Here is a 9,847-nt window from a genome sequence, read left to right as displayed (position 1 = left end):
CAAGGGGCCAGTTTTCGTTTAAGGGCCTTCCACCGGTGTTTGCCCCCGCTGGAGGAAGAGTGATAAGCCGGAACGAAGAGAGCAGCAACGTCCGAGGAGGCAGCAGCATGCATCGAGGAGCTCAAGCAGCGGTATTCGCAGCGGTTATCGCACTCACGGGGTGCACGAATTCCAGCCCCCAGGAACAGGACACCCAGCCCACCCAGCCAGCGGAAACGTCGCCGTCGAGCAGCCCGCAGGAGGGAAGCGGCACTGCAACGTCCGCCCCGGCAACCGGGAGTATCTCCCTCGGAGACGCCGGCAGCATCGTCACGGATCAGTATGGCGGCGAGGTTATCGGCGTCGAGGATGACGACTTCCGTGGCACTCCGGCGTGGGAAGTCGAGGTCAAAGACAGCAATGAGGGACGGATCGAAGTCAAGGTAGACAAAGCAACCGGTGAGATCCTGGACGTCGAACAGGACTAGCAGATGGATGAGTTCCAGCATCAGGTGAAACATCCTTTGCACAGGGTTCCGGCAGCGCCGTGAACACCCTGTCTCCCCGCCTCGCAGCCGTCGTTGAGGCCTTGCCGCTCCGGCCGGGACTCCGGGTCCTGGAGATCGGTGGCGCGCCGGGGGCTGCGGCCAGGGAAGTCGCGGGGCGCATCGGCAGCGGCCACATCCTCGTCATCGACCGGTCCGCAAAAGGGATTGAGCAGATCAAGCGGAACGCGGCAGCCGAAATCGCTTCGGGTCTCCTCAGCGCACGGCACGTCGCCGTGGAGGACTTTGAGCTGGGGCTGGACGAGGAACCATTCGACTTGGCTTTCGCCGTCCGCGTCGGGGCCTTGGACGGACGGCATCCGCAGGCGGGCGTCGAGGCACGGACGCGAATTGCTGCGGCGCTGGCCCCGGACGGCCGGCTGTACATTGATGGCGGGGATCCGCTCAAGGAAGTACAGCTGCGCTAGCGGGCGGCTTTGCATAAAGGTCACCGCCGGGTGACAGACTGGGTTTATGACTGATCCAGCCCTGGCACACGCAACTGAGTTCGGGCGCATGTACTCGCGCTCCCTGACTGAACCTCCGGCGGTTCCCTCCATCACTACGGTGATTGCGCAGGGAAGCACCTCGCTGGCCGGCTGGCACAGTTACATGGCGGCCAGCGCTGTCGCTAAGCATCCAGGCCTTCCGGGAGCGGTGGGCAACGCCGGGCAGCTGCGCACCATCGTTAAGGAAGCCTCCCGCGCTTCCGAGTTGTACCGGGATCAGGCAGCCGAACGCGGGACCCGCGTGCACTTCTACTGTGAGCAGGTGGCACTGCGGGCACTGGACCAGCCACACGAGCTCGCCGAGGCCCGGGCCACGCTGGCCGAACACGGCGAGCACCAGTTCGCCGACCGGTTCGACGAGTGGTGGCAGCTCTACCAGGTCCAGCCGGTAGCCGCGGAGATCACTGTCTGGAACCACGAACTCGGCTATGCCGGCACCCTGGACCTGGTCGCCCGGATCGGCGGACGGCTCTGCCTGATCGACTACAAGACCAAAAACACCGACCGCGACGGCCAGGTGAAACAGCTCGATGACAAGGTGGTTATGCAGCTGGTCGCCGGCATGAAGGCCGAGGAGTCGCTGGTCGACGCCGGACGCGGGGAATGGGAACCGTGGCAGTACGGGCAGAATCCGCTCCTGCTGGGCGTCGCCGTTGGCCAGACAGAGGTGCGTCCCATGCAGGCCAACCCGGCAGTCCTGCCTCAGCACTGGTACAAATTCTGCGCCCTCCGCCGGGTCTGGCAGACCAGCCACGACGCCCTCGCCGCCGGGCAGGCGCTGCTGCCAATCGCCCCGCCCCCGGTGCAGCACCCGATGCAGGCCCCGGTGCAGGCCGCCGGGGCCCACGCTGCAGCAGCCGGGCAGCCGGTCTCCAACTAGACTGGTAGGCGGGCACTTTTGCCCCGTCTGCAGACCGCACCACATCGCGACAGTAAGGAACACACTCCAGATGGCAATCCTGACGATTCGGATCATCGGCGACCCCGTCCTGCGGACCAGGGCCGAGGAAGTGACGGAGTTCGGTCCGGAGCTCGCCAAGCTTGTTGCCGACATGGAAGAGACCATGGAGGACGTAGAGGGCGCCGGCCTGGCCGCACCCCAGGTCGGAGTGAGCCTGCGCGTCTTCACCTACCGGATTGACGGCGTGGCAGGGCACATCGTGAACCCGGTCCTGGAACTGAGCGAAGACCGCCAGGAGGACCAGGTGGAAGGCTGCCTCTCCATTCCCGGCATCGGCTACCCCGTCCCGCGCTACCGCTGGACCCGGGTGAGAGGCCAGGACAAGGACGGCAACCCCGTCACCATTGAAGGCGAGGGCATGCTCGCGCGCTGCTTCCAGCACGAGACCGACCACCTGGACGGTGTCCTGTACATCGACCGGCTCGAAGGCGAGAACCGCAAAGCCGCTCTGCGCGCCATTCGGACCGCCGACTACGATTCGATCGCCGAACGCACCATCTCCGAGCGCGCCCAGACCGTCGGCTCCAGCTTTGGGACCTTCGGAACCCCAAGCACTGGAGCCTAGGCGGCCGTGGCGATGCGCGTACTGTTCGCGGGGACACCGGCCGTAGCCGTCCCGTCCCTTAACGCACTGCTCGACGCCGGGTTCGACGTCGTCGGCGTCCTCACCCGGCCCGATGCGCCACTGGGGCGCAAACGCGTCCTGACGCCCTCGCCGGTCGCCGCGCGCGCGGCGGAGCTGGGCCTGCCGGTGATCAAGGCTGACAAGATTAACGACGACGCCGTTGCCGCCATCACGGACCTGGCACCGGACGCCGCGGCGATCGTTGCGTACGGTGCCCTGATTCCAGAGCGCGCGCTCACGATTCCCACCCACGGGTGGATCAACCTGCACTTTTCGCTGCTGCCGGCCTGGCGCGGTGCCGCGCCGGTGCAGCACTCGGTGATCGCCGGAGACGAAATTACCGGCGCCAGTACCTTCCTGCTGGAAAAAGGCCTGGACACTGGTCCGGTCTTTGGCCAGCTCACCGAAACCGTGGATCCGGGTCTTACCAGCGGGGAACTGCTGGAACGGCTTTCACACAGCGGTGCCGTGCTGCTGGCGCAGACGCTTGCCGCAATCGAAGCCGGGCGGGCGGTCCCCGTGCCGCAGTCCGGTGAAGTGACCCTGGCACCCAAACTGAGCATCGAGGACGGGAAGCTGGACTGGAAGCAGCCGGCCCTCGCAATTCGACGGCGGATCAACGGCGTCACTCCGGAGCCCGGCGCCTGGACCACCTTTGACGGTGCCCGCTTCAAGATCGGCGCTGCGATCCCGCGGCCCGACGTCACGGACCTGGCTCCCGGCCAGGTGCGTCTCGGTGCGGGAAGCGGCGCCTCCGCGCTGGTTGGCACCGGCAGCACGGCTCTGGAACTGAAACTGGTCCAGCCGGCCGGAAAAAAGATGATGCCCGGCCCCGACTGGGCCCGGGGACTAGGCCAGCGTGAGGACGTGGTTTTGAAATGAGCACCCCCAATAACGGTTCCGCGGGGGAACGCCGTAATTCCAGCCGCGATTCCGGCCGCAACACCGGCAACAGCTCCGGCCGCAGTAACACCAACCGCAGCGCCAAGGGCCGGGAACGCAGCCGCCCGGCCACCCGCAGCCACACCGAGGCCGCACCCTCGCAGCGGACCCGGGCAGCGGATCCCGCCCGGCTGGTGGCCTTCGAAGTGCTCCGCGCCGTCTCGGGCGAGGACGCCTACGCCAACCTGGTGCTGCCCAAGAGCATCCGCAAGCACCGGCTGGACAAGCGCGACGCCGGATTCGCCACCGAACTGGCCTACGGCGCCCTCCGCGGCCAGGGAACCTACGACGCAATCCTGGCCAAATGCGTAGACCGTCCGCTCGACCAGCTCGATCCGGCCGTCCTCGACGCCCTGCGGATCGGGGTGCACCAGCTGCTGGCCATGCGCGTTCCGGCGCACGCGGCCCTGGACCAGACCGTTGGCCTGGCCCGCGCCGTGATCGGCGCCGGACCGTCCGCCCTGATCAACGCCGTGCTGCGCAAGGTATCCGCCCGCAGCATGGACGAGTGGGTGGCACTGCTGACCGAAGGCGAGGCAGACGAGGTCAAGCGCTCCGCGATCGAATTCAGCCACCCGGAATGGATCGTCCGGGCCCTGCGCCAGTCCCTGGTGGCCCACGGACGCAGCGTGGAGGAAATCACCGACCTGCTCCGCGCCGACAATGACGCCCCGGTGGTCAACCTCGTTGCACTGCCCGGCCTGGGCGACCTCGACGAAGCCCGTGCCGCCGGCGCGGTGGACGGGGAACTGGTCCGGGACTCCGCGCTGTTCTCCGCCGGCGACGTCGGACGCCTGGACTCCGTGCGGGCCGGCACCACCCGCGTACAGGACGCCGGCTCACAGCTGGTGGCCCGCGCCCTGGCCGAACTGGCGCTGGACGGCTCTTCCATAGACGACGACGGCGTGGAGAAGTGGCTGGACATGTGCGCCGGGCCCGGCGGCAAAGCCGCGCTCCTGGCCGCCCTGGCACACGAACAGGGTGCCGTGCTGCTGGCCAACGAGCCAGCACCGCACCGTGCGCAGCTGGTCCGCCAGGCGCTGGAAGCCGTACCGGGGGAGACCTGGAACGTACGTACCGGCGACGGCCGCACCGTGGCCGAGGACTATCCGGAAACCTTTGACCGGATCCTCGTGGACGCACCCTGCACCGGCCTCGGTGCGCTGCGCCGCCGTCCCGAGTCGCGCTGGCGCCGCCAGCCCGGCGACGTCGGGGATCTGGGGATCCTGCAGCGCGAGCTGCTGAACACGGCCATCGAAGCTGTGAAGCCCGGCGGCGTGATCGCCTATGTGACCTGTTCCCCGCATCCGGCGGAAACCACCGCCGTCGTCGCGGACGTGCTGCGCAAGCGTACCGATCTGGAACTGCTCGACGCCGGTGCCGCCCTGGATGCCGTCAGCCTGACCGGGTCCCTGGGCGCGGGGCACGAGTCCACCGCGCAGCTCTGGCCGCACGTCCACCAGACCGACGCCATGTTCCTGGCGCTCATCCGCCGCAAGAGCTAGCCCGGCGAGACTTAGCCCGGCGAGCCCGCCCACACCCTGAGGAGCCCCTTTGAGTAAGTGCTGCATCAACCCGAGCATCCTGTCCGCCGACTTCGTGAACCTGGAAGCGGAACTGACGCGGATCAGCGGCGCTGACGCCGTGCACGTGGACGTGATGGACAACCACTTCGTGCCGAACCTGACCATCGGCCTGCCGGTGGTGCAGCGGATCCAGGAGGTCAGCGCCCTGCCGCTGGACGCCCACCTGATGATCTCCGACGTCGACCGCTGGGCCCCGGCCTATGCGGAAGCCGGCCTGGCCTCGGTGACGTTCCATGTGGAGGCGGCCGCAGCGCCGATCCGCCTGGCCCGGGAGCTGCGCGCCCGCGGGGCCAAGGCAGGCATGGCGCTGCGCCCGGCAACACCGGTGGAACCGTACCTGGACATGCTCTCCGAGCTGGACATGCTGCTGATCATGACCGTTGAACCCGGGTTTGGCGGCCAGAAGTTCCTGGACGTGACCCTGCCCAAGATTCGCCGGGCGGCCGAGGCCGTCCGCGGCTCCGACCTGCAGGTGGCCATCCAGGTGGACGGCGGAATCGCCCCGGACACGATTGAACGCGCGGCAGAGGCCGGGGCGAACGTTTTTGTGGCCGGATCTGCGGTCTACGGGACGCCCGATCCGAACGAGGCGATCGCGAAGCTCCGTGCCCAGGCAAATGCGGTGGCACGCTAGGTAAGCTGTTTCACGCGCTGGACTCTTTCACCCGCTGCACCATGACCCGGCCGGTTTTGTCGGCGTCCGGGTCCATCACTTCCGGCCACCGGGCGGTCAGCATAAACAGCAGGCCGCCGTCCAGGCCTCCGGCGGCGCAGGAAAAGCAGCCGTCCTCCAGCTGCACGGTCTCCAGGACTGTGCCGCCCTGCTGGACCCGCACGCACCGTTCGCCGGGAACTTCGGCGAACCAGATGCCCCCGGACCCGTCCCAGCTGATCCCGTCCGGGGCGCTGCCCTCCACCCCGGCCCAGGTCCCCTCGGGCTCCAAACCGCCGTCCTCCCGCACCGAAAACGAGGTCAGGCAGCCGGCGTTGGATTCGGCCACCACCAGCGTGCTGCCGTCCGCGGAGATCAGCATGCCATTTGGAAACGCGAGGCCGCCGGCGACCTCCTGCGCTGACCCGTCCGGCCGGACCACCGCAATCACCCCGTTCGCCTGGGGTTCGCCGGCATAGTCGTAGCCGATGCCGTTCACGTACATGTTCCCGGAGGGATGGACGGCAATCTCGTTCCAGGGATACGTCGAGATGCTCCGGAGGTCAGCCAAAGGCACCAGCCCGGCGTGCGGAACCTCCACCAGGACCGCTGCCTCGGTGCCGGACACCACGGCCATCCGGCCGTCGGGCAACCAGTCAAAGGTGATCGGAAACGACGGCACACCCGCCACGCGCCGGACATTTCCTGCAGCGTCCAGGGCAGAAATTGTTCCGGCGGTCCAGTCCGCATAGAAAAGTTCCTCGTTGTGCCACCGCGCCGATTCCCCCATTCCGAGTCCGGTCACCAGCGTTGTCGCTTTCTCCATCGTGGGCCCCTCTTCCGCACCGATTGGTTCTGTTGTGCCAAACAGTATGCTGCCGGCCGGGCAGCCGGGAACAGTGGATACCCCCGGCACCGGTAGGATGAGTGGCTGGCTTCCACCCCCGAGAGGATCCCCGTATGAGCCTGATCAGGCTGCAGGACGTCAATGTTGGTTTCGAAAAGACGCAGATCCTGCGCGAGGCGTTTTTCCGCCTGGAACCCAAGGACCGGGTGGGGCTGATCGGTAAAAACGGTTCGGGTAAGTCCACGCTGCTGAAGCTGATCCTGGAGCAGGTGGAACCGGATTCCGGCTCCGTCATCGTGGAGGACGGCCTGAAGATCGGCTACTTCTCCCAGTTCTCCGAACTCAACGGCGAGTCCACGATCTCCGAGGTCCTCGACGCGCTGTTCGTGGAAATCAAGGCAGTCGAGGCCGAGCTGGCCACCATCGACGAGACGCTGGCCACGGATCCGGAGCCCAAAGTCATGGACCGGCTGATCCGGCGGCAGGCCGAACTCTTTGAAGCCATGGAGCGGCTGGATGGCTGGGACTACCCCCGCCGGATCGACGCCGCCCTGACCACCCTGGGGTTCAGCGAGGCACACCGCACCTGCCCGATCGATGCCCTCTCCGGCGGCTGGCGCAACCGTGCGGCGCTGGCGAAAATCCTGCTCCAGGCGCCGGATGTCCTGCTGCTCGATGAGCCCACGAACTACCTCGACGTAGCCGGCGTGGAGTGGCTGGAAGGCTGGTTCCGCGACTTCCGCGGAGCCGCCGTCGTCGTCTCCCACGACCGGAAGTTCCTGGATGCCGTGGTGACCCGCATCATCGAGGTGGAGAACTACCACCTGCACGAATACGCCGGGAACTTCGCCGAGTACATTGTCCAGAAGCAGTTCCGGCTGAAGGCCCTGGCCTCCCAGTTTGTGCACGAGTCCGAGCTGCTGGCCTTCGAAGCCGAGGGCATCTCCGACCGCCGGGAGGCAGCCAAGGCCGGCGGCGGCGCGCTGGGCAACCGGCTCGCGAAGATCAAGAAGGCCCGCGCACCGCGCCCGGTGGACCAGATCATCACCGAGATCTACGGCGGCCTGCATGTGAAGGACAACCTGTGCCGGGTCGAATCGCTGGACAAGTCCTATGGCGAGAAGACGCTGTTCCGCGGACTGAGCTTCGAGATCCGGCGAGGCGACCGGCTGGTGGTCCTTGGCGCCAACGGCAGCGGCAAAACCACGCTGCTGCGCGTCCTCACGGGCGAAGAGACACCCGACGCCGGGAAGGTCGCCTGGGCGAACGGAGCCAAGATGGTCTCCTACAACCAGGTGCTGGCGGAGCTCGACGACGCCGACACCGTCACCCATGCGGTCAACGCCATGCCGGACAGCCTGGCCCTGACCGCCACGAAGAAATCGGTCAACCGGTTCCTGACCATGTTCCAGTTCTCCGAAGCGGACCTGAAGCAGAAAATCGGCAACCTCTCCGGCGGGCAGAAAGCCCGCGTCGCGATGGCACAGTGCCTGCTCTCCGGGGCCTCCGTGCTGCTGCTGGATGAGCCGACCAACCACCTGGACCTCTCCAGCACCCAGGTGATGGAGCGTGCGTTGCTGCACTTCCCGGGCGCGGTGGTGGTGGTCAGCCACGATCGGTTCTTCACCGAAAAAATCGCCAACCGGCACCTGGTGTTCGGCGCCGGCGGCGCCGCACCCGGGGAGGTCGAGGTCCGGGTGGCCTGAGCCTGTCCCCAAAACTTGTGCAAGAATGTCCTTAACAAACGTGCTCCGGGGTCGGTGTAATTCCGAACCGGCGGTTATAGTCCGCGACCCGCACGTCCAGCCGGAGCCCCGGCAGGACGTTCGGTTGAACTGGTGAAATTCCAGTACCGACAGTTAAAGTCTGGATGGGAGAAGCACGTACAGTTTGTTGGACCGACGCTCGGCGTACCCATGTGGGTGCCCGTTCCGTTGATGCACCGTACTGTCGTACCCCCGGAGCCGCCGCTACGGGATAAGGAACGACATTGGATTTTTTGCGGTGGCTCTTTGACGCGCAGATCCCCGTGGGGAACTCTTCCCTGCTGGTGCGCGAAGTACTTGGCAACATTTTCGGGCTGCTCAGCGCCCTCGGCGGCATGCGCCGCAAAGTCTGGGCCTGGCCGGTCGGCATTATCGGTAACGCGCTGCTGCTGACCGTTTTCCTCGGCTCAATCTTCGGGGACGCGGACGCCGCGAACCTGCTGGGCCAGGCCGGACGCCAGATCATGTTCATCGCCGTCTCCATTTACGGCTGGCGGCGCTGGCAGACCAGTAAGAAGTCCGGTGCCGATGCGGTGACCCCGCAGTGGGCGTCCGGCCGCACCAGGATCGCCCTGGTGGCCATCCTGGTCCTCGGCACCGCCGCCCTGACGCCTATCTTTGGCCTGCTGGGCTCCTACGAACCGGTGTGGGCGGATGCCTGGACCTTCGTCGGTTCACTGCTGGCCACCTACGGGATGGCGAAGGGCTGGGTCGAGTTCTGGCTGATCTGGGTGGCCGTGGACATTGTTGGCGTGCCGCTGCTGTTCAGCGCCGGCTACTACGCGACGGCCTTTATGTACGTCTTCTACGGCTGCTTCACCCTGATTGGCTTCTTCGTCTGGTGGCGTGCCAAAGCGCATGAGAAGCCGCAGGTCCAGGTGGATATGCCGGACCCCACGGTGCGCTAGCCATGACGTTCAGCGACGCGGAAAAAACAGCTATGCGCCAGGCACTGGACCTGGCCCGCGGGGGAGTGCGCGGAGCGAATCCCCTGGTCGGAGCCGTAATTCTGGACCACGACGGCGCCGTCCTCGCCACCGGGTACCACCGCGGCGCCGGGACACCGCATGCGGAGGCCGACGCGCTGGCCAACGCGGCCGCCGTCGGGCGGGACGAACGCGGGGCCACCATGGTGGTGACGCTGGAGCCCTGCAACCACACCGGACGTACCGGGCCCTGCTCCCGGGCGATCATCGAGGCCGGGATCGGCCGGGTGGTGTACGCAGCGGCGGATCCGAATAACGACGCCGCCGGGGGAGCGGCTGCCCTTGCCGCCGCGGGGGTGGACACCTCGGGCGGGCTGCTGGTGGATGCTTCCCGGGAGCTGAACCACCGCTGGTCAGCAGCCGTGCTGGAAAACCGTCCCTTCGTTACGGTCAAAACCGCCCAGAGCCTGGACGGGCACACCGCCGCAGCGGACGGGACCAGCCAATGG

At 67.0% G+C, this 9,847-nt stretch carries 11 protein-coding genes and 1 riboswitch; of the genes, 10 read left to right on the top strand and 1 reads right to left on the bottom strand.

Annotation, left to right across the window (positions count from 1 at the left end; all coding sequences use genetic code 11):
- Window positions 1-107: 107 nt before the first annotated feature.
- The 7 genes from RTN46_RS12730 (at window position 108) to rpe (ending at window position 5,781) form a co-directional block, all read left to right on the top strand.
- Window positions 108-467: a PepSY domain-containing protein gene (locus RTN46_RS12730; RefSeq protein WP_312181876.1), complete on the top strand. Its 360-nt coding sequence runs from the start codon at window positions 108-110 to the stop codon at window positions 465-467.
- Between the two features lie 59 nt (window positions 468-526).
- Window positions 527-952: a class I SAM-dependent methyltransferase gene (locus RTN46_RS12725; RefSeq protein ID WP_312181875.1), complete on the top strand. Its 426-nt coding sequence runs from the start codon at window positions 527-529 to the stop codon at window positions 950-952.
- Between the two features lie 46 nt (window positions 953-998).
- Window positions 999-1,913: a PD-(D/E)XK nuclease family protein gene (locus tag RTN46_RS12720; RefSeq protein ID WP_312181874.1), complete on the top strand. Its 915-nt coding sequence runs from the start codon at window positions 999-1,001 to the stop codon at window positions 1,911-1,913.
- A gap of 70 nt (window positions 1,914-1,983) precedes the next feature.
- A complete protein-coding gene (def, locus tag RTN46_RS12715; RefSeq protein WP_312181873.1) occupies window positions 1,984-2,559 on the top strand; it encodes a peptide deformylase in 576 nt (191 codons plus the stop codon).
- A 12-nt stretch (window positions 2,560-2,571) separates the two neighbouring features.
- Window positions 2,572-3,501, top strand: coding sequence for a methionyl-tRNA formyltransferase (gene fmt, locus RTN46_RS12710; RefSeq protein ID WP_312181872.1), 930 nt, complete (start codon window positions 2,572-2,574; stop codon window positions 3,499-3,501).
- A complete protein-coding gene (locus RTN46_RS12705) occupies window positions 3,498-5,066 on the top strand; it encodes a transcription antitermination factor NusB (RefSeq protein ID WP_312181871.1) in 1,569 nt (522 codons plus the stop codon). Before fmt ends, RTN46_RS12705 begins: the two co-directional genes overlap by 4 nt.
- Before the next feature lie 49 nt (window positions 5,067-5,115).
- A complete protein-coding gene (rpe, locus tag RTN46_RS12700; protein ID WP_312181870.1) occupies window positions 5,116-5,781 on the top strand; it encodes a ribulose-phosphate 3-epimerase in 666 nt (221 codons plus the stop codon).
- Window positions 5,782-5,791: 10 nt separating this feature from the next.
- Here rpe and RTN46_RS12695 read toward each other — a convergent pair whose 3' ends face one another.
- The gene (locus RTN46_RS12695) at window positions 5,792-6,625 is read right to left on the bottom strand and encodes an SMP-30/gluconolactonase/LRE family protein (protein ID WP_312181869.1); all 834 of its coding nucleotides are present in this window, start codon (window positions 6,623-6,625) and stop codon (window positions 5,792-5,794) included.
- Between the two features lie 134 nt (window positions 6,626-6,759).
- Between RTN46_RS12695 and RTN46_RS12690 the strand changes: the two genes are divergently transcribed.
- The 3 genes from RTN46_RS12690 to ribD all read left to right on the top strand — a co-directional run.
- Window positions 6,760-8,352: an ABC-F family ATP-binding cassette domain-containing protein gene (locus RTN46_RS12690; protein WP_312181867.1), complete on the top strand. Its 1,593-nt coding sequence runs from the start codon at window positions 6,760-6,762 to the stop codon at window positions 8,350-8,352.
- A 36-nt stretch (window positions 8,353-8,388) separates the two neighbouring features.
- A riboswitch (FMN riboswitch) is annotated at window positions 8,389-8,533 on the top strand.
- 103 nt (window positions 8,534-8,636) lie between these two features.
- The gene (gene pnuC / locus RTN46_RS12685) at window positions 8,637-9,320 is read left to right on the top strand and encodes a nicotinamide riboside transporter PnuC (RefSeq protein WP_312181865.1); all 684 of its coding nucleotides are present in this window, start codon (window positions 8,637-8,639) and stop codon (window positions 9,318-9,320) included.
- A gap of 2 nt (window positions 9,321-9,322) precedes the next feature.
- Window positions 9,323-9,847: bifunctional diaminohydroxyphosphoribosylaminopyrimidine deaminase/5-amino-6-(5-phosphoribosylamino)uracil reductase RibD (ribD, locus tag RTN46_RS12680; protein WP_312181863.1), on the top strand; the 525-nt coding region annotated here is incomplete at its 3' end.

The sequence above is a fragment of the Arthrobacter sp. genome (assembly GCF_031988865.1).
Lineage (GTDB): Bacteria > Actinomycetota > Actinomycetes > Actinomycetales > Micrococcaceae > Arthrobacter_B.
This window is presented reverse-complemented; position numbering and strand designations above follow the sequence as displayed.